This is a genomic window from Streptomyces sp. NPDC111628, from assembly GCF_055635195.1.
Genome location: NZ_JBVKBZ010000003.1, coordinates 1,368,309 through 1,394,036 on the forward strand (window position 1 = coordinate 1,368,309; position 25,728 = coordinate 1,394,036).

Sequence of the window (25,728 nt, forward strand, 5' to 3'; positions counted from 1 at the left end):
ACGCCAGGACCGGACGGTCCGGCTGCCGCGGCCACCGCGACGGCTCTAGATGTAACACACATGAATGGGCCGGAATGCACCCACCGGTGCCGAAGAAACCGCAGGTGGATCGGGGTGCAGACTAGGGCTACAGTGTTACGGCCAGGTCACCCGGTTTTGACCGATTGATTACCGATGCCGTCGGTGACTTCGCGCATGCCCGCATGCCCGCATCCCGGACATCCGGCCGCCCTAGGACGGGTTCGGCCCCCGGTGCTCCGCGGCGATGCCGAAGCGGTGATGCTCGCGGGGCGCCGAGGCGGCGGCCGCGTCGTGGACCGCGGCGACCGAGGTGATCACCTGGGCGTCCCGGGATTCCTGGACCTCCTCCAGCCGCTCGAGGTCGGCGGCGGAGACGAGGGCGACGAGAGGCTTGCCGTGCCGCGTCACGACGACGCGCTCGCCGCCGTACACCACCCGGTTGATCAGGTCGGCCAGCTCGGCCCTGGCTTGCGTCACCGGAATCTCGTAGGCCATGACCCCAGCTTACGGTTTCGCCCGAATCCACTCCCATCAAGCGTACGTCCTGTACATTTTTTACAGAGACAGCGCAGCCGAAGTCGGTTCTGCCACGAGGAGGGGTTCGTCATGACCCGGCCGTCCGCCCGCCATGTCCTGCCGGAGTTCACCGAGCGCACGAGCGCCGGAGCCCGCACGCTGGACCCGTACTCCAAGCTGCTCCAGGAGCGGATCGTCTTCCTCGGGACACCGGTCGACGAGACCTCCGCGAACGACGTGATGGCGCAGTTCATGTACCTGGAGCACCAGGCACCGGACCGGGACATCGAGCTCTACGTCAACTCGCCCGGCGGCTCCTTCACCGCCATGACCGCGATCTACGACACGATGCGCTACGTCGCCTGCGACGTGGCCACGACCTGCCTCGGGCAGGCCGGTTCGTCCGCCGCGGTGCTGCTGGCGGCGGGCACCCCCGGCAAGCGCGCCGTCCTGCCGGGCGCCCGGGTGGTGCTCCACCAGCCGGCGCTCACCGAACCGGTGCAGGGGCAGGCGAGCGACCTGGCCGTCCACGCCGAGGAACTGGTCCGCATCCGCGCCCGCCTGGAGGAGATCCTCGTGCGGCACACCGGCCGCACCCCGGAGCAGGTGACCGCGGACATCGAGCGGGACACGGTCCTGGACGCCCGACAGGCGCTGGAGTACGGGCTGGTGGACCGGATCGTGCCGGGCCGCAGGACCCCGCCCGCCTCGTCCGGCGCGAGGTGATCCGCCCGTGCTGCCACCCGAGTTGCCCCCGCTGCCCGCGCTGACCCGCGCCGAGGCCGAGGTCATCGACCGCTATCTGGACGTCGTCGACCTGCTCGGACGCATCAACCCCGGGCGGGAGGGCGACACCTACCGCGGGTTGCGGGCCGCCCAGGCGCTGGTCGGCAAGGCGGCGGCGCTGCGTGACGCGCTGACGCTGATGCACCGGCGGGGCGAGACGGAGGTGCACGCCGCGACCCTGGCCCGGGCGCTGCGCGTGCTCGACGGTGAGCGGCGGACGGCGCGGGTCGGTCTCCCGCCGGCTTCCGAGAGGTGAGGAACCCCGCATCGCATCCTGACGCTTCACACCAGGACGCATCGGCCCCGGGCCGAAACGGACCAAACGGCGTACCCCCTTTCGGCGTAGGAACACCTCCGATTCGCGACCGGTCGAAGTTGCGGCACCCGTGCGCTCCGCCGCTGCGGCACCCCACTGCGCCGCTGGTCCCGGGGCCGCCACCGCGTGTGGCGGCGCTTCGAACAGGAGGGTGTCGACCCGAACGGGTGAGTGGCACGTAACAACACAAAGGGCACGTTCCGTTGGGAATTCCCCTCGGGGCGGGACAAGATCCGTGACTGACGACAAGCCCCCGCCGCAGCGGCGGGGCGGTCCGGGCGGACGCCGAGTCCTGCCGCCGTCCGGACGACCGGTCGCAAGGGAAGTGGATCGGCAGGAGTGGAGGACCCGAGCACGACGGGTCGCCGGCACGGCCGCCTCCGCGCGAGGCACCGGGCCCAGCGGTCCTTGGGGTGAAGCCGCACACCGCGGCCGGGCAACTTCGCCAGCCCGAATCCGACAGGTCATCCTTCACAGGCGGCTGACGAAGGGTTGCGCATGTCCGCGCTCAATCGTGTCCCGTCGCTGATGGCCCGTGCCGGTACGGCCTCGGCTCTCACCCTCGCCGCCGTGGGCGGCTCCGTCGTGGTCCCCGGTGTCGCCTCCGAGGCGGCCGCGGCGAGCCATGCGACGAAAGCCCTCAAGATCGCGGCCTCCAAGAAGGGCGCCCCGTACCGCTGGGGTGCCACCGGCCCGCACCGGTTCGACTGCTCCGGCCTGACCCTGTACTCGTTCAAGAAGGCCGGCAAGAAACTGCCCCGCACCGCGGCCCAGCAGTACAACAGGACCAGCCGGGTCTCCGTGCGGAACCGCAAGGCCGGAGACCTCGTGTTCTTCCACTCCGGCAGCAGCGTCTACCACGTCGGCATCTACGCCGGGAAGGGCAGGATCTGGCACGCGCCGAAGACCGGCGCCGTGGTGCGCCTGGAGAAGATCTGGACCTCAAGCGTCTGGTACGGCCGGGTCAAGTAGCCCGCCCGCGGGGGTGGCGGCGCTCTGTCCCGCCGTCACCCCCGCGGGCGCGGCCGCTGCGCCCGGGGGCGCCCAGGGCAGTTCGATGGAGACGGTCTTGCCGCCCTCGCGGGTCGGCCTGACTCTCAGCTTGCCGCCGCACTCGGCGGTCAGCCAGCGAATGATCACCATGCCCCGGCCGTTGTCCTGCTGGACGGCGGCGGGCAGACGCTTGGGGAAGCGCGGATGGCTGTCGGTGACGCCGAGGCGCAGCCGCTCGTCGCGGTCGAGGACGAGGTCCACCGTGAAGGTGGGCGACTGCCCGAACGTGTGCTGGACCGCATTGGTCGCCAGTTCGGAGACGATGAGCCGCACCGTGTCCGACAGGTCGGCGTCGCCCGGCAGTCCCCACTCCGCCAGGGTGCCCACCACATAGGTGCGCGCGGCGGCCACCGAGGCGGGATCGCTCGGCAGAGTGACGGATGCTTCCAGATGGTCTGCCATGGCGACGCCGTCCCTTTCTCACGGGACCGCGACCCGACACGGAGCGGATGGTTCGAGTACGGTCCCGGACTGGTGCTTCGCCGCCAGACTGCCATCACCGGACCTGTGAAGGGCGGCGATCCACCAAGATATGCATATATCTGTCGCTCGAAGCGGTGAACTCTGCGACGGCAGAGCGTATTTGGGCGACTCATAAGGAGTAAGGGAGTTGTCCCATGCAGCACGGTCCCGTGGTGCGCCGCCGGAAGCTGGGCGCGGAACTGCGCGCCCTGCGCACGTCGGCGGGCATCACCAGCGGTGAGGCGGCCCGGCTCGTGGGCTGGCACCAGTCGAAGGTCAGCCGGATCGAGACCGGGACGAGCGGGGCGAAACCGGCCGACGTGCGGTTACTGCTGGACGCCTACGGCGTGGCCGACGAGCAGCTGCGGGGGCTGCTGGTGATGCTGGCGCGCTCCGAGGACGCGGGGGGACGCAACCACTGGTGGCACGCGTACCGCGGGGTGCTGCCGCCGACCTACCGCGACTTCATCAGCCTGGAGTCGCAGGCCTCCGCGATGCGCACGCTGGAGACCACGGTGGTGCCCGGCCTGCTCCAGACGCCGGAGTACGCCCGCGCGGTGACGCGCGCCGCCGTGGACGGGATGCCGGCGGAACGGCTGGACACGCTCGTGGAGGTCCGGCTGGCCCGGCAGGACGTGCTGCGGGGCGAGCCGCCGCTGGAGCTGAGCGCGGTCCTGGACGAGGCGGTGCTGCGCCGGGTGGTGGGCGGGCCCGGCGTGATGGCCCGTCAACTGGCCAGGCTCGTCGAGGCGGCGCAGCTCCCCCATGTCCGGCTCCAGGTGCTGCCGTTTGCCGCCGGGGCGCACATCGGTGTCACCGGCCCTTTCGTAATCTTCTCATTTTCGAGCACTTCTGATCTGGACGTGGTTGTTCTCGACCACTTGACGAGTAGCTTGCACCTCGAACGGAAAGAAGACCTAGAGGCCTACACCGAGGCCTTCAACGCCCTTCTGATCCATGCCCTTTCGCCCGAGGACTCGTTGGACTTCATCGCCGCGACCGCGGCAGGCGCGTAAGGAGGCACCATGTCAGGCTCCATGTCCGCACTTCCCCGGAACATCCCTGTCAGCACCGATATGCCCGGTGTCCGGTGGCTGCGCAGCAGCTACAGCACCGGAGCGAACAACTGCGTCGAGACGGCCCGTCCGTCGGCCGGCCCCGGTGCCGGACTGCTCGCCGTGCGCGACTCCAAGATCCCGGCCGGACCCGCCCTGCTCTTCTCCCCCGGGAGCTGGACGGCGTTCACCGCCGGCGTCGGCCGCGGCTGACCACGCCGGACACCGGACGACGCACGGCCGTGTCCCGCCGACTCATGGCCGCGTTTCGCCGATCACCCGTACAGCGCGCTCGATCTGTTCCCCGGAGAGGTCCCCGCGGGCGGTCAGCCTGAGCCGTGAGATGCCGTCGGGCACGGAAGGAGGGCGGAAGCAGCCCACGGACAGGCCGGCCGCCCGGCAGTCGGCCGCCCACCGCACGGCCTCCTCCGGGGAGGGTGCGCGCACCGAGACGACCGCGGCGTCCGGACGTACCGCGTCCAGACCCGCGGCGGTCAGGCGTCCGTGCAGTTCGGCGGCGACGGCTCGGGCCCGCGCCGCACGCTCCGGCTCGCGGACGAGCAGCCTGAGCGCCGCGAGGGCCGCCCCCGCGGCGGCGGGGGCGAGTCCCGTGTCGAAGATGAACGTGCGGGCCGCGTTGACCAGGTGGTCGATCACCCGGGCGGGGCCCAGCACGGCGCCGCCCTGGGCGCCGAGCGACTTGGACAGCGTGACGGTCACGACGACGTCGTCACGGCCCGCGAGTCCCGCCCCCTGCGGGGCACCCCGGCCGCCGTCACCGAGGACGCCGAGACCGTGGGCGTCGTCGACGACCAGTCCGGCGCCGTGCTCCCGGCACGCCTCGGCGAGCGCGGTCAGGGGCGCGGCGTCGCCGTCGACCGAGAAGACCGTGTCGGAGACGGCCACGGCGGGTCCGTCGTGCGTCGCCAGCGCCTTGCGCACGGCCTCCGGATCGGCGTGCCCCACCACCTGGGTGGTGCCGCGGGCGAGCCGGCAACCGTCGATCAGCGAGGCGTGGTTGCCCGCGTCGGAGACGACGAGGCTGCCGTGCGGCGCCAGCGCGGTGACCGCGGCGAGGTTGGCCGCGTAGCCGGAGGAGAAGACGAGCGCGGCCTCGAACCCGCAGAACTCGGCCAGTTCGCGCTCGAGTTCGGCGTGCAGCGCGGTCGTGCCGGTCACCAGCCGCGAGCCGGTGGCGCCGCCGCCCCAGGTCCGAGCGGCCGAGGCCGCGCCTTCGACGACCTCCGGGTGCCGGGCGAGACCCAGGTAGTCGTTGCTCGCCAGGTCCAGCAGCGGCGACGCCGCCGGGCGGGGGCGCAGCACCCGTACGAGTCCGGCCTCGCGGCGCGCCCGGTCCTGCTCGTCGATCCAGCCGAACGCCATGCGGCGGCCCTCCGGGTTTTGTAGGCAATGAACAGACATTAGCGGTCCGGCCACCCCCGCGAGGTGTGGCAATACCCACACGTCGATCTGTCAGTGTTGTGCAAAGTCTCCTTGGCCGCGGACGGCCCCTTAGGACAGGATCGGCTCTCATGGACCTGCTGAACACGCTGGTGGACAAGGGGCTTCGGCGCGAGTCGCCGACCCGCGAGGAGGCGCTCGCCGTCCTCGCCACTTCCGACGACGACCTGCTCGACGTGGTGGCCGCGGCCGGAAAGGTGCGCCGCCACTGGTTCGGCCGACGGGTGAAACTCAACTATCTCGTCAACCTCAAGTCGGGCCTGTGCCCCGAGGACTGCTCCTACTGCTCGCAGCGGCTGGGCTCCAAGGCGGAGATCCTCAAGTACACCTGGCTCAAGCCCGACCAGGCCTCGGCGGCCGCCGCGGCCGGAGTGTCCGGGGGTGCCAAGCGCGTGTGCCTGGTGGCCAGCGGACGCGGTCCGACCGACCGGGACGTGGACCGCGTCTCGGACACCATCAAAGCCATCAAGGAGCAGAACGAGGCCGTGGAGGTCTGCGCCTGCCTCGGGCTGCTCTCCGACGGCCAGGCGGAGCGGCTGCGCGAGGCCGGGGCCGACGCCTACAACCACAACCTCAACACCTCCGAGTCGACGTACGGCGACATCACCACCACGCACACGTACGCCGACCGGGTGGACACCGTGAACAAGGCGCACGCGGCCGGGCTGTCCGCCTGCTCGGGGCTCATCGCGGGCATGGGCGAGAGCGACGAGGACCTGGTCGACGTGGTCTTCTCGCTGCGCGAGCTGGACCCGGACTCGGTGCCGGTCAACTTCCTGATCCCGATGGAGGGCACGCCGCTGGCCAAGGAGTGGCACCTCACCCCGCAGCGGTGCCTGCGCATCCTGGCGATGACGCGGTTCGTCTGCCCGGACGTCGAGGTGCGCATCGCCGGCGGGCGCGAGGTCCATCTGCGCACGATGCAGCCGCTCGCGCTGCACCTGGCCAACTCGGTCTTCCTCGGCGACTACCTCACCAGCGAGGGCCAGGCGGGCCACGCGGACCTGGAGATGATCGCGGACGCCGGCTTCGAGGTGGAGGGCGCGGGCGAGGTCACCCTGCCGGAGCACCGCGCATCGGTGCGGGGCGGGGGCTGCGGCTCGCACGAGGGTGGTGGTGGCTGCGGCTCGCACGCGGGCGCCGACGGCGACGCGGGCTGCGGCTCGCACGCCGGTGGTGAAGCGTGCGCCCCCGCGTCCGCGACGCCGCGCCCCGCCGAGGAGCCCCGCACGGACCTGGTGGCGGTACGCCGCCGCGGCGCCGGGACGGACCTCGCGCCCAATGCCTGAGCCCGCGCTGAACGTCGCCGAACTGCTGGCCCTGGACCGGCGGCACGTCTGGCACCCGTACGGGCCCATGCCCGGCCGGCAGGATCCGCTGGTCGTGGAGTCGGCGAGCGGGGTCCGGCTGCGGCCGGCCGACGGCTCCGGGGAACTGGTCGACGGGATGTCGTCCTGGTGGTCGGCGATCCACGGCTACAACCACCCGGTGCTGAACGCGGCCGCGCGCGAGCAGTTGGAGCGGATGAGCCACGTGATGTTCGGCGGGCTCACCCACGAGCCCGCCGTACGGCTGGCGAAGCTCCTTGTCGACATGTCTCCCGAGGGCCTGGAGCACGTGTTTCTCGCCGACTCCGGGTCGGTGTCGGTCGAGGTCGCCGTGAAGATGTGCCTGCAGTACTGGCGCTCGCTCGGCCGCCCCGGCAAGCGCCGTCTGCTCACCTGGCGCGGCGGCTACCACGGCGACACCTGGCAGCCCATGTCGGTGTGCGACCCCGAGGGCGGCATGCACGAGCTGTGGTCCGGCGTCCTGCCGCGCCAGGTCTTCGCGGACGCGCCGCCGGCGGAGTACGAGGAGACGTACGCCGACCACCTGCGGTCGATGGTCGAGCGGCACGCCGACGAACTGGCCGCGGTGATCGTCGAGCCGGTGGTGCAGGGCGCGGGCGGGATGCGCTTCCACTCCCCCGCGTATCTGCGGGTGCTGCGCGAGGCCTGCGACGCACACGGCGTGCTGCTGGTGTTCGACGAGATCGCCACCGGATTCGGACGCACGGGGGCGTTGTTCGCCGCGGAGCACGCGGCGGTGACGCCGGACGTGATGTGCGTGGGCAAGGCACTGACCGGCGGTTACCTGACGATGGCGGCCACGCTGTGCACGTCGCGGGTGGCCGAGGGCATCTCGCGGGGCGAGGTGCCGGTGCTGGCCCACGGGCCGACGTTCATGGGCAATCCGCTGGCCGCGGCCGTGGCGTGCGCGTCGATCGGACTGCTGCTCGGCCAGGACTGGCGCGCGGAGGTCAAGCGCATCGAGGCGGGTCTCACCGAGGGGCTCGCACCCGCCGCCGAGCTGCCCGGCGTACGGGACGTGCGGGTGCTCGGCGCGATCGGGGTGGTGCAGCTCGACCGTGCCGTCGACATGCGGGCGGCCACGGAGGCGGCCGTGCGCGAGGGCGTGTGGCTGCGCCCGTTCCGCGACCTGGTCTACACCATGCCGCCGTACGTCACGGGCGACGCGGACGTGGCACGCATCGCCCGCGCGGTGTGCGCGGCGGCACGGGAGGGATGACATGACGGTACTGGTGATCACGGGCACGGGTACGGAGGTCGGCAAGACGGTCGTGACCGCCGCAGTGGCCGCGGCGGCCCTGACGGGCGGCCGGACGGTGGCCGTGCTCAAGGCGGCGCAGACGGGCGTCGGGCCGGACGAGGCCGGGGACGCCCAGGAAGTGGCCCGCCTGGCCGGGAACGTGACGGTCGCCGAAGTGGCCCGGTTCCCCGAGCCGTTGGCGCCGGGCACGGCCGCGCGCCGGGCCGGGCGGGCACCGGTGCGTCCGTGGGAGGTGGCCGATGCCGCGGCCAAACTGGCCACGGAGCACGATCTGGTGCTGGTCGAGGGCGCGGGCGGACTGCTCGTACGCTTCGACGCGGAGGGCGGGACGCTGGCGGACGTCGCCGGTGTGCTGGGCGCACCGGTGCTGCTGGTGACGTCGGCGGGGCTGGGCACGCTGAACACCACGGAGCTGACGGCGCGCGAGCTGCGTTCCCGGGGGCTGGAGCTGCCCGGGCTGGTGATCGGCAGCTGGCCCGGGGCCCCGGACCTCGCCGCCCGCTGCAACCTCGCGGACCTCCCGGACGTGTCCGGCGTTCCGCTCCTCGGCGCGGTCCCGGCCGGGGCGGGGTCCCTCAGCCCGGCCGCCTTCCGCTCGACGGCACCGAGCTGGCTGGCGCCGCCCTTGGACGGCACCTGGGACGCGGACGCGTTCGGCGACCGGCACGGCCCGTGACCGGCGGGGTGCTCGGGACGGGCGGCACGGGAGCGCGCGGCGACGGACCACGCGCCGCCGAGGCGATCCGGGCACGGGAGGACGCGGGAGCGTCCGGGAGGGTGCGGGAGCGCGCCGCTCGGCGGCACCCAACTGCGGACAACGTCGCGGCGCGGACACGTTCGCCCTGAGCGAGTCGTCCCGGCCGCCGCAGCGGGCCGGGGCCGCGCGGTCGGTCGAGGGCGCTCCGGGCGAATCGCTCGCGCGGTGGGTGCACCGGGCCCGCGCGGGGGAGAATCGCGGTAAGGCGTCGCCTCGTGAGGGAGGTCCCATGCCGTTGCGATCCGCCCGTGCCCGCGGGGTGCCGCGGGACACCGTGCACCATCCGCTGTTCGCCCGGTACTACGCCCGTATCAGTGTGGGCGCCGAGACCCGGATGGGCATGGCCCGCGTGCGCCAACGGCTGCTCGCCGGACTGTCCGGGCGGGTGATCGAGGTCGGCGCGGGCAACGGGCTGAACTTCTCGCACTATCCGGGCACCGTGTCCGAGGTCGTCGCCATCGAACCGGAGCGGGTGCTGCGGCAGTTGGCGGTGGAGGCCGCGCTGCGCGCCGAGGTTCCGGTGGACGTGGCGCCCGGCGCGGCGGAGGCCCTGCCGGTCAAGAGCGAGGCCTTCGACGCGGCCGTGGTCTCGCTGGTGCTGTGCAGTGTCCGGGACGTGCCGCGCGCGCTCGCGGAGCTGCGGCGCGTCCTGCGGCCGGGCGGACAGGTGCGGTTCTTCGAGCACGGCCGGGGCGGCGGGCGGGCGATGACCTTCACCCAGCGGGCGCTGGACCGGACGCTGTGGCCTCCCCTGTCGGGCGGCTGCCACCTGTCCCGCGAACCGGTGGCCGCGCTGCGGGAGGCGGGGTTCGTCCTCGGGCCCTACCGACAGGTGATGATGCCGGAGCACGGGCCGGCCCTGCCGAGTTCGTACTGCGTCCTGGGCACGGCCTGGCGACCGTCCTGAACAGCGGGGCGACCGGTGCGGTCACCGGCTCCAGCCGCGCAGTTCGTCCGCGATCTCCTCGACCGACGCCTCGCCCTTCTTCACGAGCAGCGCGAGGTCCCGCACCCGCTCCGGCGTGGTGACGACCTCGACCCCGCCGGCAACCAGGTAGGCGTAGGCGACCGCGGAGGCGAACAGGGCGTTGGAGCGCTCCAGCGCCGGGACGTGGATCAGCAGCTGGAGCAGCGCGGCGGCGCGGGCGTGCGGGGTGTCGTAGACCGGGGTGTCGAATATCTCGGCCCGGTGGCGGGCGACGGCCGCGACGAGCGCTCCCCAGTCGGTGACCTGCGGGTCACCGGGAGTGCGCCGCTCGGCGAGCATCAGCAGCCAGGCGAGGTCGATGGTGAGGTCGTTCATCCGGAACGCGTGCGACGGCTCAGCGACGGCCCTCGCCGGCCTCCTCGGCGAACACCTTCTCGTACTGCCGCATGAAGTCGGCGGCGGCCTCCACGAAGGTGCGGCCCGCCTCGCCGGTGTCCTGCCGGACCAGTTCCTCGATGTAGCGGTTGACGCTCACCCCCCGGGCCAGGGCCTTCTCACGGGCAGCCTGGGCCGTGCCCTCGTCCACCCGCACGTTCAGCTGGGCCTTCCGGGTCTTCGCCATACCTTGAAGCTAGCGCCGGAACGCTAGCAGCGGCAAGGGCGTGCCGCGTCCGTCCGCATCCCGAAACAACCGCACGGGTGCCCGGCGCTCGTGGTGGGATCGCGGCATGACGGATCTGCGCATACGGCCCGCCGCGCCCGAGGACCTGGACGCCGTGCTGGCCTTCTGGAAGACGGCCGCCGAGGGGACGAGCATCAGCGACGACCGGGACGGCGTGGAGCGTCTGGTGGCGCGCGACCCCGAGGCACTGCTCCTGGCCGAGCGCGAGGGGGAGCTGGTGGGCACGGTGATCGCGGGCTTCGACGGCTGGCGCTGTCATCTGTACCGGCTGGCGGTGCACCCGGACCACCGGCGCCGTGGCATCGGCTCGGCCCTGCTCACGGCCGCCGACGAGCGCTTCGTCCGGCTCGGCGGGCGCCGCGGTGACGCGATGGTGCTGGTGCGCAACGAGCGGGCCCAGCATGCCTGGCGGGCCGCCGGGTACGAGCCGCAGGAGCAGTGGCGGCGCTGGGTGAAGCACCTCACCGACTGAGCCGCCGCGAGGCGAAAGGTTGAAGGCTTGAACATCGGGCGAACCTCCGGGTCCTGGCCGATCATGGGTCCGAGGTGACCCGATGACCGAAGTGCTCCTGCTGCTGGTGGCGATCCTGCTCTCCCTCGCCTGCGGCGCCTTCGTCGCGGCCGAGTTCTCGCTGACCACCGTCGAGCGCGGCGAACTGGAGCGCGCCGCGGCGCGGGGCGAGCGGGGCGCGGCGAGTGCCCTCAAGGGCGTACGGAACCTGACCTTCCAGCTCTCCGGCGCCCAGCTCGGCATCACGGTCACCAACCTGGTGGTCGGCATGCTCGCCGAGCCGTCGGTCGCGGCGCTGATCGCGGGGCCGCTGGAGGACCTCGGGGTGTCGCGTTCGGCGTCGTCCTCACTGGCGCTGGTGCTGGGCACCGCCCTGTCGACGGTCTTCCTGATGATCGTCGGGGAGCTGGTGCCGAAGAACTGGGCGATCTCCTCGCCGCTGGCCGTGGCCAAGCGGGTGGGCGGCCCGCAACGCTGGTTCAGCGCGGTCTTCCGGCCCTTCATCACCCATCTGAACAACACCGCCAACCGCATCGTGCGCCGTTTCGGCGTGGAGCCCGCCGAGGAACTGGCGTCCGCACGCGGCCCGCAGGAGCTGGCGGCGCTCGCCCGGCACTCGGCCAAGGAGGGCGCGCTGGAGGCCGACACCGCCGAGTTGTTCGTGCGCACCCTGAACCTGGCCGACCTGACGGCGCAGCAGGTGATGACCCCGCGCGTCCAGGTCGTGGCCCTCGACGTCCGGGCGACGTGCGAGGACGTGGCGAACGCGACGCGGGCGACCGGGTTGTCCCGGTTCCCGGTCTATCAGGACAGCCTCGACGCCGTGGTCGGGACGGCGCACGTCAAGGACGTCCTGGCGGTACCGGCCGAGCGGCGGCCCGGGATGCCGGTCGCCGACCTGATGCGCGAGCCGCTGCTGGTCCCCGAGTCGCTGACCGTGGACCGGCTCCTGGACCGGCTCTCGGGGCGGCGCACGATGGCCGTGGTGATCGACGAGTACGGCGGTACGGCCGGGGTGGCCACGCTGGAGGACATCGTCGAGGAGGTGGTCGGCCAGGTGCGGGACGAGCACGATCCGCACGAGACGCCCGACCTCGATCCGGCCGGCACGGACGAAGCGGGGCACGCGCTGTACTGGGCCGACGGCTCCGCGCGCGTGGACCGGCTCGAGCGGCTGGGCCTGCGGGTGCCCGAGGGGCCGTACGAGACGGTCGCGGGGCTGGTGGCGGCCGGTCTCGGGCACATCCCCGTCGTCGGCGACAGCCTCGATGTCGCCGGCTGGCGGCTGGACGTCGTGGACGGCACGGGGCGCAGGGCTGCCCGGGTGCTGATGCACGCCCCCCTTGAGGACGGAGCCGACACCGCCGAGCCCGGCCCGGGCGGCGGGGAGGACGAAGGGGAGGCGGGCCGGTGACCGCGGTACAGCTGCTGATCGGTCTGGCGACCCTGGTCGTCAACGCGTTCTTCGTGGGCGCCGAGTTCGCGCTGATCTCCGTGCGCCGCAGCCAGGTGGAGCCGTACGCCGAGGAGGGCGACACCCGGGCCAAGCGCGTGCTGTGGGGGCTCGAGCACGTGTCGGCCCTGCTGGCGGCGGCGCAGCTCGGCATCACGCTGTGCACGCTGGTCCTCGGCATCGTCGCGGAACCGGCGATCGCGCACCTGCTGGAGCCGGTGTTCCACGCGGTGGGCGTGCCGTCGGGCGCCGGGCACGCGGTGTCCTTCGTGATCGCCCTCGCGCTGGCGACGTATCTGCACATGCTGCTCGGCGAGATGGTGCCGAAGAACATCGCGCTGGCCGAGCCGGTGCGCAGCGCGCTGATCCTCGGGCCGCCACTGGTGGCGCTGTCCCGGGCACTGCGCCCGGTGATCTTCACGGTCAACGCCTTCGCGAACGGACTGCTCAAACTGCTCAGGGTCGAGGCCAAGAACGAGGTGGCGGCGACCTTCACGGACGCGGAGCTGGCGGAGATCGTCAAGGACGCGGGCGAGGCCGGACTGATCGACGACCGGGCCAGGGAGCGGCTGCGCGACGCCCTGGAGCTGGGCCGCCGGCCGGTGCGGGACGTGGTACTGCCGCTGGAGCGCGTCGTGCACGCGCGCGTGGGCATCACCCCGGAGCAGTTGGAGCGGCTGTCGGCGCAGTCGGGGTTCTCCCGTTTCCCGGTGGTGGACGACGGGCGGCGGATCGTCGGCTACCTGCACGTGAAGGACGCCCTGGACGCCTCGCCGCGGGACCTGCCGTTCCGGCTGCGGGACATGCGCCCCATCGCCCGGGTGCGCGAGCGCACCCCGCTGGACGACGTGCTCACCGCCATGCGTCGCAGCCGTACGCACCTGGCGGCGGTGCTCGGCTCCGACGGACGGCTGGCGGGTCTGGTGACCATGGAGGACGTGCTGCGGGAGCTGTTCGGGCAACGGACGTGAGCCCGGCGTCCGGCGGGCGCACGGGCCGTCGGGGAGGGCGCCGCGGAGGGCGACCGACCGGCGGGTATGTGCAGGGGATACCATTTCCGTCGCCATGCAGACGAATTCCACGTACACCAGCCTCGTCGCCGTCGGCGACTCCTTCACCGAGGGCATGTCGGACCTGCTGCCCGACGGCTCCTACCGTGGCTGGGCCGACCTCCTCGCCACGCGGATGGCGGCCCGCTCCCCCGGCTTCCGGTACGCCAACCTGGCGGTGCGCGGGAAGCTGATCGGACAGATCGTCGACGAGCAGGTGGACGTGGCCGCCGCCATGGGCGCCGACGTGATCACGCTGGTCGGCGGGCTCAACGACACGCTGCGGCCCAAGTGCGACATGGCCCGGGTGCGGGACCTGCTGACCCAGGCCGTGGAGCGGCTCGCCCCGCACTGCGAGCAGCTGGTGCTGATGCGCAGTCCCGGCCGGCAGGGACCGGTGCTGGAGCGCTTCCGGCCCCGCATGGAGGCCTTGTTCGCCGTGATCGACGACCTGGCCGGGCGGCACGGCGCCGTGGTCGTCGACCTGTACGGGGCCCAGTCGCTGGCCGACCCGCGGATGTGGGACGTGGACCGGCTGCACCTGACCGCCGAGGGCCACCGCCGGGTCGCGGAGGCGGTGTGGCAGTCGCTCGGCCACGAGCCCGAGGACCCCGAGTGGCACGCGCCGGTCCCGGCGACGCCGCCGCCGGGCTGGGTGACGCGCAGGACCGCCGACGTCCGGTTCGCCCGGCAGTACCTGCTGCCCTGGATAGGCCGCAGGCTGACCGGCCGCTCGTCCGGGGACGGCCTGCCGCCCAAGCGCCCGGACCTGCTGCCCTACGAGGACCCCGCGCGGTGATCCCCGGCACCGCGGGCCCTTCGTAGGTTCCGACGAACGGCCCCGCGGCGCCGACCTGCACGAATCGCCAGTAGAATCCGTCCACGTGACTTCCGCTCCCGCCAAGCCCCGCATCCCGAACGTCCTCGCCGGACGCTACGCCTCCGCCGAGCTCGCCACCCTCTGGTCGCCCGAGCAGAAGGTGAGGCTCGAGCGGCAGCTCTGGCTCGCCGTGCTGCGGGCCCAGAAGGACCTGGGCATCGAGGTGCCCGACGCCGCGATCGCCGACTACGAGCGCGTCCTGGACCAGGTCGACCTGGCCTCGATCGCCGAGCGCGAGAAGGTCACGCGGCACGACGTGAAGGCGCGGATCGAGGAGTTCAACGACCTCGCCGGGCACGAGCACGTCCACAAGGGCATGACCTCCCGCGACCTGACGGAGAACGTCGAGCAGCTCCAGATCCGGCTCTCGCTGGAGCTGGTCCGGGACCGTTCGGTGGCCGTCCTGGCCCGCCTCGGCAAGCTGGCCGGCGAGTACGGCGAGCTGGTCATGGCCGGCCGCTCGCACAACGTGGCGGCGCAGGCGACGACGCTGGGCAAGCGGTTCGCCACCGCCGCCGACGAGCTGCTCGTGGCGTACGGCCGGGTGGAGGAGCTGCTCGGCCGCTACCCGCTGCGCGGCATCAAGGGCCCGGTCGGCACCGCCCAGGACATGCTGGACCTGCTCGGCGGCGACGCCGACCGGCTCGCCGAGCTGGAGCAGCGGATCGCCGGGCACCTCGGCTTCTCGCAGGCGTTCACCTCGGTCGGCCAGGTCTACCCGCGCTCCCTGGACTACGAGGTCGTCACCGCGCTGGTGCAGCTCGCCGCCGCGCCGTCCTCGCTGGCCAAGACGATCCGGCTGATGGCCGGGCACGAGCTGGTCACCGAGGGCTTCAAGCCCGGCCAGGTCGGCTCGTCCGCGATGCCGCACAAGATGAACACCCGTTCCTGCGAGCGGGTCAACGGCCTGACGGTGATCCTGCGCGGCTACGCCTCGATGACCGGCGAGCTGGCGGGCGACCAGTGGAACGAGGGCGACGTGTCCTGCTCGGTGGTGCGCCGGGTGGCGCTCCCCGACGCGTTCTTCGCGCTGGACGGGCTTCTGGAGACGTTCCTGACCGTGCTCGACGAGTTCGGTGCCTTCCCGGCCGTCGTGGCCCGGGAGCTGGACCGCTACCTGCCGTTCCTGGCCACCACCAAGGTGCTGATGGGCGCGGTGCGGGGCGGTGTGGGCCGCGAGGTCGCGCACGAGGCGATCAAGGAGAACGCGGTCGCCTCCGCGCTGGCCATGCGCGAGCAGGGCGCCGAGCGCAACGAGCTCCTCGACAAGCTGGCAGCCGACGACCGCATCCCGCTGGACCGTGCCGCGCTGGACGCGCTGATGGCCGACAAGCTCTCCTTCACCGGCGCCGCGGCCGGCCAGGTCGGTGCCGTCGTCGGCCGGATCGAGGACATCGTGAAGCAGCACCCCCAGGCCGCGGGCTACACCCCCGGAGCGATCCTCTGACCCGCTTCACCCGGGCCGAGCTGGAGGCCGCCCGCGACCGTCTCGTACCGGACGTCGTCGCGGACGGCCTCCGCGTGCTGTTCTGCGGCATCAACCCCGGCCTGATGACGGCGGTGACCGGCCACCACTTCGCGCGTCCCGGCAACCGCTTCTGGCCGGTCCTGCATCTGTCCGGGTTCACGCCCCGACTGCTGAAGCCGTCCGAGCAGGACGAGTTGCCGTCGTACGGGCTCGGCATCACGAACGTCGTGGCGCGGGCCAGCGCGCGGGCGGACGAACTGACCGCCGAGGAGTACCGGGAGGGCGGCCGGCTGCTGGCGCGGAAGGTGGCGCGGCTGCGGCCCGGTTGGCTGGCGGTGGTGGGTGTCACCGCGTACCGGGCCGCCTTCGACGAGCCGAAGGCCAGGGTGGGGCCGCAGGACCGGACGTTCGGGAGCACCCGCGTGTGGGTGCTGCCCAACCCCAGCGGGCTCAACGCGCACTGGACGGCGCAGACGATGGCGCAGGAGTACGCCCGGCTGCGGGAGGCGGCGCACGGGACGGGTGCACACGGGCCTGAGGCGCACGGGACTGGGGCGCAGGCCTAGGCGGTGGCCGCGGTCACGGTGGTGCCTCCTGGGTGACCACCGCCAGCAGCCGCACCTCGTCCGCCTCGTCGCGGTCGGCGACGGCCAGAGCGACCCAGCGGCCGGTGCCCTCGGCGTCCCAGAGGCACGCCACCCGCGCGCCGGCGCTCAGCCCGGCCCACGGCTCGGGTATCTCCTCGCGCTCGGTCCGCAGCAGGACCGTCTGCAGGTTGAACGGGTCCGTCGGCCCCCAGCGCGTGGCGAGCCGCTCGTAGAGCGCGTCCCGGTCCTTCTCGTACTGCTCGACCGTCGCCGCCCGCTCCCCCGGATCGCGTCCGCCCAGGCCGTGGCTGCTCTCCAGCACCGCCGTGAAGTACCCGGGCGCCGCGGTGCCCCCGCCCGACGGGCCGTGCTCCGCCGGGAAGGGCCGGAAGCACAGCTCGTCGATGAGGGCGAGGTGCCGCGCGATGTTCATGCCTCCAGTAAACCCGGCGCCACTGACAATTGGCGGGGCGTCAGCCGCCCCGCCAATCGTCCGTGGTCAGGCGTCCCGGCGGCGCAGCCGCCAGAATCCCGCGAGGAGCGCGGCCGCCGCCCACAGCGCGGTCACCGCGAGCCCCGTCCAGGGCCCCAGGGTCCCCTCGTGCGTCTGGTACAGGACGATCTGACCGGCCTGGTCCGGCAGGAAGTCGGCGGCGGCGCCCGCCGCGTCCCCGATCACGAAGGAGACGATGAGGATGAACGGGATCAGGGTGGACAGGGTGGCCACTCCGCTGCGGAAGAGGGCGGTGAGCCCGGCCGCGAACAGGGCGATGAGCATGAGGTAGACCCCGCAGCCCACGACGCCGCGGACCTGTTCGCCGGTGCTGAGCCCGTCCGCCGCGGTGCCAAGCACGGCGCGCGCCGTCCACAGTGCCGCGAGCCCGGTGCCGAGCCCCACCAGCAGGACCGGTACGGCGACGACCGTGAGCTTCGCCGCGAACCACCGGCCGCGCTGCGGAACCGCGGCCAGGGAGAGCCGGATCCCGTTGCCGTGGTACTCGGACGACACGGCCAGGGCCCCGTAGGCGATCGCCGCGATCTGGCCGGGCCAGATGCCGGACAGCGCCGTGAACAGCGGGTCGAAGTCCGGATCGGACGGGTCGGAACCGCCGGCCAGCGCCGAGAACGCCGTGACGACCACGAACACGGCCAGCAGGGTGCAGGACAGGGAGCGCAGGGTGCGGACCTTGAGCGCCTCCGCGCGGAGTACGGGCGTGAACGGCATCGTCAGGCCTCCTGGCGCGGTGCGGGTGCGGGTGCGGGCGCGGTGAACTCGGCCTCGGCGGCCGTCAGGTCGAGGTAGGCCTCTTCCAGGGTTCCCTCGTCCGCGGCGAGTTCGAGGACCGGTACGCCCGCGTCGGACAGGGCCCGGCCGACGGCCTCCACGCTCGCGTGGTGCACGGTCCAGTGGCCGTCGGCGTGTTCCACGGCCTCGTGGCCGAGCCGGGCGAGGACCGTCCGCAGGGCGGCGGCGTCCGAGGTGCGGACGCGAACACGCGGGCGCACGCGCGCGTCGATGAACTCCCGCATCGGCGTGTCGGCGAGGAGCCGGCCGCGGCCGAGGACGACGAGGTGGTCGACGAAGGACGCGGTCTCGTTCATCAGGTGGCTGGAGACCAGCACCGTGCGCCCCTCGGCGGCGAGCCCGCGCAGCAGTCCGCGGATCCAGATGATGCCCTCGGGATCCAGGCCGTTGGAGGGCTCGTCCAGCAGCACCACCTCGGGATCGCCCAGCAGCGCGGCGGCGATGCCCAGGCGCTGACGCATGCCCAGGGAGTACGTCTTCACCCGGCGGCGGGCCACCGCGGCGATGCCCGTCTGCTCCATCACCTCGTCGACCCGGCGGGCCGGAAGGCGGTTGCTCGCCGCCAGGACGCGCAGGTGGTCCCGTGCGGTGCGCGAGCCGTGGGCGCAGTCCGCGTCGAGCAGGGCGCCGACGAGCCGCAGGGGTTCCTCCAGGGCGGCGTAGGGGCGGCCGCCCACGGTCGCGGTCCCGGCGGTCGGCCGGTCGAGGCCGAGGACGAGCCGCATGGTGGTGGACTTCCCGGCGCCGTTGGGGCCGAGGAAGCCGGTGACCCGGCCGGGGCGCACGGTGAAGGAGAGGTCGTCGACGGCTCGTCGGGTGCCGTACTCCTTGGTGAGTTCGCGGACGTCGATGCTGGTCATGGCAACAGCGTGGCGGACCGCACCGCGCGGGGGCCTCCCCCGCCGGTGGACGGTGCCTCCCCCGTGCGGGGGAGCCGCGCCGTCGGTGCCGGATGACACGATGACGGGATGGTTCGCCTGCTGCGCCCGCTGGTACGCGGGAGGACGTACACCCGGCTGCTGCACCTGTGGGTGCCGGTGGCCGCGCTCAGCGTGTGGTGGTGGGTCGCACCGGAGCTGCCCTGGGTGCCGCTGCTCGTGCTGGTGCCGGTGGGTCTGATCCCGGCGGTGCGGGTGGGCGAGGTGATGCAGGCCCGGCTGCTGCTGACACCGGACGAGGCGGAGCCGGACTTCGCCACGCTGCCCGCCACGGCCTGGCGGGACCGCTGGCGGACGGTGCTCTGGCTGGAGGTGAGGACGCTGCTGGGCGGGGTGGCCGCCTACCTCACGATCTGGCTGCCGATCGTGGCGTACGCCCTGGCCGCCCGCACGGTGGGGCACGAGACCGAGGACCTGCCCGGCCTGTCGGGCGAACCGCAGTGGCTGTACGGCCTGCTGGCGCCGCTCGCGCTCCTCGCGCTGTACGCGGTCGTGGTGGGCCTCGGCGAGGTGCTCACCGCCGCCGCCCGGCGCCTGCTCGGCCCCTCGGCCGCCGAACGCCTCACGGCCCTCGAGGAGCGCACCGAGCAGCTGTTGGAACGCACCCGCATCGCCCGCGAGCTGCACGACTCCATCGGCCACGCGCTGACCGTGGCCGTCGTCCAGGCGGGGGCCGCTCGCGCGGCGAACAGCCCGGAGTTCACCGACCGGGCCCTGACGGCGATCGAGGAGACCGGCCGGGCGGCCCTGGAGGACCTGGAGCGGGTGCTCGGGGTGCTGCGGGAGGCGGAGCGGCCGGTGAGCGCCCGGCCGACGCTCACGGACGCCGACCGGCTCCTGGAGTCCGCGCGCGCCGCCGGGGCCAAGGTCGACGCCGAGGTCACGGGTCCACTGGAGAGCCTGCCGGGCCCGGTCTCCCGGGAGGGCTACCGCATCCTCCAGGAGGCGCTGACCAACGTGCTGCGGCACGCGGGTCCGGTGCCGGCCCTGGTCCATGTCGGGGTCGCGGACGGGAAGCTCACCCTGGAGGTGCGCAATCCGCTGCCGGACGACCGGGCCGCCCCGGGCCGCGGGAGCGGTCTGCGCGGCATACGGGAGCGGGCCGCGCTGCTGGGCGGGCGGGCCCGCACGGGGCCGGACGGGGCCGGTGACTGGCAGGTGCGCGTCGAGCTGCCGCTCGGCTGATCTACGCTGGGCGGATGCCGGTCACAGTGCTCCTCGTCGACGACGAACCCCTGGTGCGCGCCGGTCTGCGGGCCGTGCTGGAGGCGCAGCCGGACATCGAGGTGGTCGGTGAGGCGGCCGACGGGGCGGCGGTCATCCCGCTGGTGCGGCAGGTGCGGCCGGACGTGGTCGCCATGGACGTCCGGATGCCGCTGCTTGACGGGATCGAGGCCACGCGCGCGCTGCTGCGGACGGTGGCCGACCCGCCGAAGATCCTCGTGGTGACGACCTTCGAGAACGACGAGTACGTGTACGAGGCGCTGCGCGCGGGCGCCGACGGCTTCCTGCTCAAGCGGGCCCGGCCGGCCGAGATCGTGCACGCGGTGCGGCTGATCGCCGAGGGCGAGTCCCTGCTGTTCCCCGCCTCGGTGCGGCAGCTGGCCGCCGAGTACGGCGACGGCGGCGGGAACCGCGCGGCCCGCGCCGAGTTGGCCCGCGCCCGGCTGACCGAGCGGGAGGGCGAGGTGCTCCGGCTGATGGCGCGGGGGCTGTCGAACGCGGAGATCGCCGCGCGGCTGGTGGTCGGCACGGAGACGGTGAAGTCGCACGTGAGCGCCGTCCTGGCGAAGCTGGGGGCGCGCGACCGCACCCAGGCGGTGATCACGGCGTACGAGTCGGGGTTCGTGGCGCCCGGCTGAGGGCGCTGCGGGGAGCGGGGACGGCGGACCGGAACTCGCCGGGGTCCGGCGGGCCGAGTACCATCCGGCCCACACGCGCACGAGCTGGGAGGACGGACCTTGGCAGGCCTGACCGGCGGGGACCCTTCGCTGTTGCGGAGGATCAATTCCGCTGTGGTGCTGCACGCGTTGCGTGCGACGGACTCCGCGACGCTGACCGAGATCACCCGGGTGACGGGCCTGTCCAGGCCGACCGTCGAGGGCGTCGTCGAGGGGCTGATAGAGGCCGGTCTGGTCGTCGAGGCGGCCGCCGACGAGGGGACGGCCCGGCGGCAGGGGCGGCCCGCGCGGCGGTTCCGGTTCCGGGCGGAGGCCGGACACCTGCTGGGCCTGGAGATCGGTCCGCACCGCGTGGCCGCGCTCCTGTCCGACCTGGACGGGCGGGTGATCGGCGCCCAGGCCAAGGACGTGGACGAGAACGCGCCGGCCGACGAGCGGCTGGAGCGGCTGCGTACGGCCGTGGCGGAGCTGCTGCGCCGGGCCGGTGTGGCGCGCGGCTCGCTGCGGGCGGTCGGCGCGGCCACGCCCGGCATCGTCGAGGCGGACGGCACGGTCCGTCTGGGCACCGCGCTGCCCGGGTGGACGGGTCTTGGCCTGGGTGAGCGGCTGAGCCGTTCCTTCAAGTGCCCGGTGCTGGTGGAGAACGACGCGAACGCGGCGGCGGTGGCCGAGCACTGGAAGGGGACCGCCACCGAGTGCGACGACATCGTGTTCGTGCTGGCGGGGCTCAGCCCCGGGGCGGGGGCGCTGATCGGCGGGCGGCTGCACCGGGGGTACGGCGGGGCGGCCGGGGAGATCGGCGCGCTGCACCTGCTGGGCCGGGACGTGACGCCGGAGACGCTGCTGTCCACCACGGACCAGCCGCTGCACCCGCTGGACGAGCAGGCGGTCGCCAAGGTCTTCGCCGAGGCCCGGGAGGGCGACGAGCGGGCCCGTGCGGCCGTCGAGCGTTTCATCCAGCGGCTGGTGCACGACGTGGCGGCGCTGGCGCTGGCGCTCGATCCCGAGATGGTCGTCATCGGCGGCTGGGCGGCCGGGCTCGACGGCGTACTGGAGCCGTTGCGCCGGGAGCTGGCCCGCTACTGCCTGCGTCCGCCGCGGGTGGCCCTGTCGCTGCTCGGCGAGGCCGCCGTGGCGACGGGGGCGCTGCGGCTGGCCCTCGACCATGTGGAGGAGCAGCTCTTCGCGGTCGAGGGCGCGACGGCCCGCCGCTGATCCACAGGCGGTGGTGGGGCCGCGGCGGGGGCGGGTCGGTCAGGAGGCCCGGGTCTCGGGGCCGTGGTGGATCTCCACGTCGCCCGAGTCGCCGAAGGTCAGCCGGCAGGTGTCCGCGCGGTAGGTGGCCACGGAGAGGGCGGCGGTGCGGCCCGCGGCGAGGTAGCGGGTGGTGACCACGAGGACGGGCGCGCCCGGGAGACGGTCCAGCTCCTTCGCGTCGTCCGCGCCGGCCGAGCCCAGCTCGACGGCGCTCTCCTGCCGCTCCAGGTCGCCGCGCTGCAGTTCACGCAGGACGGCACGCGCGCGTGCGGGGCCGGAGGGCGCGTCGATGGCGGTGAGGTCGGGCACCGAGGACGCCGGGACGTACAGCAGTTCCGCGGCGACGGGCTGGCCGTGGCTCACGCGGGAGCGGCGGACGGTGTGAACCGGCTCGTCGCGGTCGGTCTCCAGGGCGTCGGCCACGGCCGCGGGAGGTGCCGCGAGGACGCAGTCGGCCGGCTGCCAGGCGTCGTCGGCCGCCCCGGGCCAGGCGTGCTCCCGAGTGCCGACGGCCACGCCGACGCGCGGCGGCGCCACGGTCGTACCGACGCCGCGGCGGCGCTGGAGCCTGCCCTCCAGCTCGAGCTGCTCCAGGGCCTGGCGCAGGGTCGCGCGGGCGACGCCGAAGCGGGCGGCGAGGTCGCGTTCGTTGGGCAGGATCTCGCCCACCTCGAACTCCGAGTCCAGTGCCGCGCTCAGCACGGTCCTGAGGTGCCAGTACTTGGGCTCCGGCACCGATTCCAACTGCGTGGTCCCCACCCTGTCCTCCGCAATCGCCGTGGTCCGGCGGCGTTTTGACGCCCTTGTTTATTAAAGGTTGTTGCAGTTCTCTGCGACCATAAAACGCCCCATCCCCTTGGTCAAGACCAATCCCGCGACGGAACGGCCCCGGCCCCCGTCGCGGGACGGGGGCCGGGGCCGTGGGATGGCGGACGGAAGACGGCGCGGGGTTAGAGAATGCCGGCCAGAGACACCAGTTTGTCCGGGTTGCGGATGATGTACATCGACTGGATGCGGCCGTCGACGACGTCCACCTGGACGACGGAGTCCGGCTTGCCGCCCGAGCGGATCAGGAGGGCCGGGCCGCCGTTGAGCTCCAGGAAGTGGAAGGTGGCGTCGGGAATGCCCTGCCGCGCGACACCGAGCAGGAAGCGGCCCACCTTGTCGGAGCTCTCCAGCACGCGCAGCGGCGCCTTGGACCGGCCGCCGCTGTCGCCCACCAGCCGGACGTCCGGCGCGAGCGTGGCCAGCAGGCCGGCCAGATCGCCCTCGGCCGCGGCGGCGAGGAAGCGCTCGGTGAGGTCGCGGCGCTGCGCCGGGTCGACGTCGTAGCGGGGCCGCCGCTCCTCGACGTGCTTGCGGGCGCGTCCGGCGAGCTGGCGCACCGCGGCCTCGCCGCGCTCCAGCATGGCGGCGATCTCCGCGTACGGGTAGCCGAAGGCCTCCCTGAGGACGAACACCGCCCGTTCCAGCGGCGACAGCGACTCCAGGACGACGAGGACGGCGAGGGACACGGAGTCGGCGAGGACGGCCCGCTCGGCGGTGTCCGGCACCGCGTTCCCGAAGTCGGTGACGTAGGGCTCGGGCAGCCACGGGCCCACGTAGGTCTCGCCGCGTGACTTGACCTGGCGCAGCCGGTCGATGGCGAGCCTGGTGGTGATGCGCACCAGGTATCCGCGGGGTTCGCGCACGGCGGTGCGGTCGGCACCGGACCAGCGCAGCCACGCCTCCTGGACCACGTCCTCCGCGTCGGCCAGGCGGCCGAGCATGCGGTAGGCGACGCCCAGGAGGACGGGCCGGTGCTCTTCGAAGACGTCGGTCGCGGTGTCGGTGGTCACCGCTCCATCCCAGCGGACGCGTCCGGTGGTGTCCAGGCGACATCGCCCACACCCGGTGCCGGGACTACCCGCCGGTAGCTCTTACTGACAAGCTGTCTACGCAACGTCCTCATCGTTCGCGCGTTCCCGGAACACGCTTTCCCGGAACACGTGTTCCCGACAAGGAGCCCCATGTCCGCAACGCTCTCCTTCACGGCACCCACCGCCCGCGGTCCGCAGGACGTCACGCTGGCCTACGCGCGCGTGGGCACCGGTGCGCCGCTGGTCCTGCTGCACGGCATCGGTCATCACCGGCAGGCCTGGGACCCGGTGGTCGACATCCTCGCCACCGAACGCGACGTGATAGCCGTGGACCTGCCGGGGTTCGGGGAGTCGTCCGCGCTGCCGCCCGGGCTGCCGCACGACCTGCCGACGACGAACGCGGTGCTGGGCGCCTTCTTCGCGGCCCTGGGCCTGGACCGCCCGCACGTGGCGGGCAACTCGCTGGGCGGCCTGCTCGCCCTGGAGCTGGGCCGGGAGCACCTGGTGCGGTCGGTGACGGCCCTGTCCCCGGCCGGGTTCTGGACGCGGGCCGAGCGCCGCTACGCCTTCGGTCTCCTGACCGGCATGCGCCGCACTGCGCGCGGCCTGCCGCTCCCGCTGGTCGAGCGGTTGTCCCGCACGGCCGTCGGCCGCACCGCGCTGACCAGCACGATCTACGCCCGTCCCGGCCGGCGCTCCCCCGAGGCCGTGGTCGCCGAGACGCTGGCGCTCGCGCGCGCCGAGGGGTTCACCGAGACGCTGCGGGCCGGCCGGAGCGTGCTGTTCACGGACGACGTGCCCGGCATCCCCGTCACCGTGGCGTGGGGCAGCCGGGACCGGTTGCTCCTGCCCCGGCAGGGCATACGGGCCAAGCGGGCCGTTCCGCGCGCCCGGCTGGTGCGGCTGCCCGGCTGCGGCCACGTCCCGATGAACGACGACCCGGCGCTGGTCGCCCGCGTTCTCCTGGACGGCAGCAGCGCTCAGTCGGCCAGGGCCTTGAGGACCTCGTTCAGCACGGTCGCGTTGTAGGGCATGCTCACGTGCGGGGTGTGGTCGTCCGGGTCGATGTCCTGCAGGACGATGTTGTTGACGTAGCGGCCCTCGGTCTTCGCGAGGGCGCACGACGTGTACGGAGTGACCACGTCGTCGTACTGGGTGGCGATGACGGTGTGGCGGACGCCCTCCGTCGTCTCGCCGAGATCGGCCAGCTCGCGCTGGAAGGGGTGTTCGTGCTGGAGTTGCGGCCAGGCCGGCACGACCTCCCCGACGGCGCCCTGTTCGAGGAGTTCCACCGCGCCGGGGATCTGGCGGGCGAGGTTCATCAGACCCTGGGCCGTGACGCCGTGGTTGCTGGGCGAGATGCCGACGAAGTTGCGCACCTTGGGCCCTCCGCCCAGGGCGTTCAGGTAGTAGCGCGGCATCATGCCGCCCTGCGAGAAGCCGACCAAGTCGACCTCCTGGGCGCCGGTCCGCCGCAGCACCTCGTCGACGAAGTCCGCGAGCTGCCGGGCGGAGTGCTTGATGTCCCCCAGGCCGAAGATCACGGGGTTGCCGTGCTGGCCGTAGTCGAGCCGGAAGACCCGGTGACCGTGCTGCCGTAGCAGCGGTGTCGCCGTGTTCCAGGTGTAGCCCCGGTTGCCGAAGGTGCCGTGCACGAGCACCACCGGACGCGGATGCTCCTCGGTGGGCGGGACGTTCCAGTCGTCCTCTCCCGCCGGTACGTCGACGGTCGCGATGATCTGCGCTCCGCCGGCCTGGGCGACCGCACTCAGGCGGTGCGGGGCCTCGGTGACGTCCGTGACGACGTCGTCCGAGTTGGGACCGGGGATACGGGGGTTGAGAAAACTCATGGTCTTCTCGCTTTCGTTGGTG

General features: G+C 73.3%; 30 protein-coding genes. 19 read left to right on the top strand and 11 right to left on the bottom strand.

Translation table 11 applies throughout. The features are described from left to right. Positions 1-231: 231 nt before the first annotated feature. A complete protein-coding gene (locus tag ACZ7MF_RS21175; RefSeq protein WP_471478480.1) occupies positions 232-516 on the bottom strand; it encodes a type II toxin-antitoxin system Phd/YefM family antitoxin in 285 nt (94 codons plus the stop codon). 111 nt (positions 517-627) lie between these two features. Between ACZ7MF_RS21175 and ACZ7MF_RS21180 the strand changes: the two genes are divergently transcribed. The 3 genes from ACZ7MF_RS21180 to ACZ7MF_RS21190 all read left to right on the top strand — a co-directional run bounded on the left by ACZ7MF_RS21180 (position 628) and on the right by ACZ7MF_RS21190 (position 2,611). Next, positions 628-1,263, top strand: a complete 636-nt coding sequence (locus tag ACZ7MF_RS21180) for an ATP-dependent Clp protease proteolytic subunit (protein WP_471478482.1) — start codon at positions 628-630, stop codon at positions 1,261-1,263. A gap of 7 nt (positions 1,264-1,270) precedes the next feature. Then, positions 1,271-1,579: a hypothetical protein gene (locus tag ACZ7MF_RS21185; protein WP_471478485.1), complete on the top strand. Its 309-nt coding sequence runs from the start codon at positions 1,271-1,273 to the stop codon at positions 1,577-1,579. Positions 1,580-2,137: 558 nt separating this feature from the next. After that, positions 2,138-2,611 carry a C40 family peptidase gene (locus tag ACZ7MF_RS21190; protein WP_356868080.1) on the top strand — a complete coding sequence of 158 codons (474 nt, stop codon included), beginning with the start codon at positions 2,138-2,140 and terminating at the stop codon, positions 2,609-2,611. On the opposite strand, the gene ACZ7MF_RS21195 is transcribed toward ACZ7MF_RS21190, so the two are convergent. Next, positions 2,582-3,094 carry an ATP-binding protein gene (locus tag ACZ7MF_RS21195; RefSeq protein ID WP_471478489.1) on the bottom strand — a complete coding sequence of 171 codons (513 nt, stop codon included), beginning with the start codon at positions 3,092-3,094 and terminating at the stop codon, positions 2,582-2,584. The two genes, ACZ7MF_RS21190 and ACZ7MF_RS21195, sit on opposite strands and share 30 nt — an antisense overlap. A gap of 215 nt (positions 3,095-3,309) precedes the next feature. On the opposite strand from ACZ7MF_RS21195, the gene ACZ7MF_RS21200 reads away from it, so the two are divergent. Both ACZ7MF_RS21200 and ACZ7MF_RS21205 read left to right on the top strand, forming a co-directional pair. Further along, positions 3,310-4,170, top strand: a complete 861-nt coding sequence (locus ACZ7MF_RS21200; protein WP_471478493.1) for a helix-turn-helix domain-containing protein — start codon at positions 3,310-3,312, stop codon at positions 4,168-4,170. Between the two features lie 21 nt (positions 4,171-4,191). Continuing rightward, positions 4,192-4,422, top strand: a complete 231-nt coding sequence (locus ACZ7MF_RS21205; protein ID WP_356868098.1) for a DUF397 domain-containing protein — start codon at positions 4,192-4,194, stop codon at positions 4,420-4,422. Positions 4,423-4,464: 42 nt separating this feature from the next. Here the strand turns inward: ACZ7MF_RS21205 and ACZ7MF_RS21210 are convergent, their stop codons facing one another. Then, positions 4,465-5,592 (bottom strand): 8-amino-7-oxononanoate synthase, encoded by a 1,128-nt coding sequence (locus ACZ7MF_RS21210; protein WP_471478496.1) that lies wholly within the window; start codon positions 5,590-5,592, stop codon positions 4,465-4,467. A 149-nt stretch (positions 5,593-5,741) separates the two neighbouring features. Between ACZ7MF_RS21210 and bioB the strand changes: the two genes are divergently transcribed. From bioB to ACZ7MF_RS21230, 4 genes are all read left to right on the top strand, one after another. Then, on the top strand, positions 5,742-6,959 hold the full coding sequence (gene bioB / locus ACZ7MF_RS21215; RefSeq protein ID WP_471478499.1) for a biotin synthase BioB: 1,218 nt from the start codon (positions 5,742-5,744) through the stop codon (positions 6,957-6,959). Beyond that, positions 6,952-8,238 (top strand): adenosylmethionine--8-amino-7-oxononanoate transaminase, encoded by a 1,287-nt coding sequence (locus tag ACZ7MF_RS21220; protein ID WP_471478502.1) that lies wholly within the window; start codon positions 6,952-6,954, stop codon positions 8,236-8,238. Before bioB ends, ACZ7MF_RS21220 begins: the two co-directional genes overlap by 8 nt. A 1-nt stretch (position 8,239) precedes the next feature. Continuing rightward, positions 8,240-8,956, top strand: coding sequence for a dethiobiotin synthase (gene bioD, locus ACZ7MF_RS21225; RefSeq protein WP_471478506.1), 717 nt, complete (start codon positions 8,240-8,242; stop codon positions 8,954-8,956). A gap of 310 nt (positions 8,957-9,266) precedes the next feature. Next, positions 9,267-9,944 carry a class I SAM-dependent methyltransferase gene (locus tag ACZ7MF_RS21230; RefSeq protein WP_471478509.1) on the top strand — a complete coding sequence of 226 codons (678 nt, stop codon included), beginning with the start codon at positions 9,267-9,269 and terminating at the stop codon, positions 9,942-9,944. A gap of 21 nt (positions 9,945-9,965) precedes the next feature. On the opposite strand, the gene ACZ7MF_RS21235 is transcribed toward ACZ7MF_RS21230, so the two are convergent. Beyond that, entirely contained in the window at positions 9,966-10,340 is a 375-nt protein-coding gene (locus ACZ7MF_RS21235; RefSeq protein ID WP_356868064.1) for a fic family toxin-antitoxin system, toxin component, read from the bottom strand. Positions 10,341-10,359: 19 nt separating this feature from the next. Next, positions 10,360-10,587 carry a toxin-antitoxin system HicB family antitoxin gene (locus ACZ7MF_RS21240; RefSeq protein WP_356868062.1) on the bottom strand — a complete coding sequence of 76 codons (228 nt, stop codon included), beginning with the start codon at positions 10,585-10,587 and terminating at the stop codon, positions 10,360-10,362. 40 nt (positions 10,588-10,627) lie between these two features. Between ACZ7MF_RS21240 and ACZ7MF_RS21245 the strand changes: the two genes are divergently transcribed. From ACZ7MF_RS21245 to mug, 6 genes are all read left to right on the top strand, one after another. Continuing rightward, positions 10,628-11,119, top strand: coding sequence for a GNAT family N-acetyltransferase (locus tag ACZ7MF_RS21245; protein ID WP_471478513.1), 492 nt, complete (start codon positions 10,628-10,630; stop codon positions 11,117-11,119). Between the two features lie 82 nt (positions 11,120-11,201). After that, positions 11,202-12,572: a hemolysin family protein gene (locus ACZ7MF_RS21250; RefSeq protein WP_471478516.1), complete on the top strand. Its 1,371-nt coding sequence runs from the start codon at positions 11,202-11,204 to the stop codon at positions 12,570-12,572. Next, positions 12,569-13,582: a hemolysin family protein gene (locus tag ACZ7MF_RS21255; RefSeq protein WP_471478518.1), complete on the top strand. Its 1,014-nt coding sequence runs from the start codon at positions 12,569-12,571 to the stop codon at positions 13,580-13,582. Before ACZ7MF_RS21250 ends, ACZ7MF_RS21255 begins: the two co-directional genes overlap by 4 nt. Positions 13,583-13,676: 94 nt before the next feature. Continuing rightward, entirely contained in the window at positions 13,677-14,459 is a 783-nt protein-coding gene (locus tag ACZ7MF_RS21260) for an SGNH/GDSL hydrolase family protein (protein WP_471478521.1), read from the top strand. A gap of 85 nt (positions 14,460-14,544) precedes the next feature. Beyond that, the gene (gene purB, locus ACZ7MF_RS21265) at positions 14,545-15,987 is read left to right on the top strand and encodes an adenylosuccinate lyase (protein WP_471478525.1); all 1,443 of its coding nucleotides are present in this window, start codon (positions 14,545-14,547) and stop codon (positions 15,985-15,987) included. A 20-nt stretch (positions 15,988-16,007) separates the two neighbouring features. After that, positions 16,008-16,574: a G/U mismatch-specific DNA glycosylase gene (mug, locus tag ACZ7MF_RS21270; RefSeq protein WP_471478914.1), complete on the top strand. Its 567-nt coding sequence runs from the start codon at positions 16,008-16,010 to the stop codon at positions 16,572-16,574. Positions 16,575-16,587: 13 nt separating this feature from the next. Here mug and ACZ7MF_RS21275 read toward each other — a convergent pair whose 3' ends face one another. The 3 genes from ACZ7MF_RS21275 to ACZ7MF_RS21285 form a co-directional block, all read right to left on the bottom strand. Further along, positions 16,588-17,028 carry a hypothetical protein gene (locus ACZ7MF_RS21275; protein ID WP_471478528.1) on the bottom strand — a complete coding sequence of 147 codons (441 nt, stop codon included), beginning with the start codon at positions 17,026-17,028 and terminating at the stop codon, positions 16,588-16,590. Between the two features lie 66 nt (positions 17,029-17,094). After that, a complete protein-coding gene (locus tag ACZ7MF_RS21280) occupies positions 17,095-17,820 on the bottom strand; it encodes an ABC transporter permease (protein ID WP_471478530.1) in 726 nt (241 codons plus the stop codon). A gap of 2 nt (positions 17,821-17,822) precedes the next feature. Further along, entirely contained in the window at positions 17,823-18,761 is a 939-nt protein-coding gene (locus tag ACZ7MF_RS21285) for an ABC transporter ATP-binding protein (protein ID WP_471478532.1), read from the bottom strand. Between the two features lie 108 nt (positions 18,762-18,869). On the opposite strand from ACZ7MF_RS21285, the gene ACZ7MF_RS21290 reads away from it, so the two are divergent. The 3 genes from ACZ7MF_RS21290 (at position 18,870) to ACZ7MF_RS21300 (ending at position 21,955) form a co-directional block, all read left to right on the top strand. Further along, on the top strand, positions 18,870-20,024 hold the full coding sequence (locus tag ACZ7MF_RS21290) for a sensor histidine kinase (RefSeq protein WP_471478534.1): 1,155 nt from the start codon (positions 18,870-18,872) through the stop codon (positions 20,022-20,024). A 14-nt stretch (positions 20,025-20,038) separates the two neighbouring features. Next, on the top strand, positions 20,039-20,701 hold the full coding sequence (locus ACZ7MF_RS21295) for a response regulator transcription factor (protein ID WP_471478536.1): 663 nt from the start codon (positions 20,039-20,041) through the stop codon (positions 20,699-20,701). Positions 20,702-20,800: 99 nt separating this feature from the next. Then, on the top strand, positions 20,801-21,955 hold the full coding sequence (locus ACZ7MF_RS21300) for an ROK family transcriptional regulator (protein ID WP_356365336.1): 1,155 nt from the start codon (positions 20,801-20,803) through the stop codon (positions 21,953-21,955). Positions 21,956-21,994: 39 nt separating this feature from the next. On the opposite strand, the gene ACZ7MF_RS21305 is transcribed toward ACZ7MF_RS21300, so the two are convergent. Both ACZ7MF_RS21305 and ACZ7MF_RS21310 read right to left on the bottom strand, forming a co-directional pair. After that, complete coding sequence (locus ACZ7MF_RS21305; RefSeq protein WP_471478538.1) at positions 21,995-22,756, bottom strand: GntR family transcriptional regulator; 762 nt, start codon at positions 22,754-22,756, stop codon at positions 21,995-21,997. Between the two features lie 191 nt (positions 22,757-22,947). Further along, complete coding sequence (locus ACZ7MF_RS21310; protein ID WP_471478540.1) at positions 22,948-23,835, bottom strand: RNA polymerase sigma-70 factor; 888 nt, start codon at positions 23,833-23,835, stop codon at positions 22,948-22,950. Positions 23,836-24,006: 171 nt separating this feature from the next. Here ACZ7MF_RS21310 and ACZ7MF_RS21315 point away from each other — a divergent pair, with 171 nt between their 5' ends. Further along, entirely contained in the window at positions 24,007-24,885 is an 879-nt protein-coding gene (locus ACZ7MF_RS21315; RefSeq protein WP_471478543.1) for an alpha/beta fold hydrolase, read from the top strand. On the opposite strand, the gene ACZ7MF_RS21320 is transcribed toward ACZ7MF_RS21315, so the two are convergent. Further along, positions 24,837-25,706 (bottom strand): alpha/beta fold hydrolase, encoded by an 870-nt coding sequence (locus ACZ7MF_RS21320; RefSeq protein ID WP_471478545.1) that lies wholly within the window; start codon positions 25,704-25,706, stop codon positions 24,837-24,839. The genes ACZ7MF_RS21315 and ACZ7MF_RS21320 overlap by 49 nt on opposite strands. Positions 25,707-25,728: the final 22 nt, after the last annotated feature.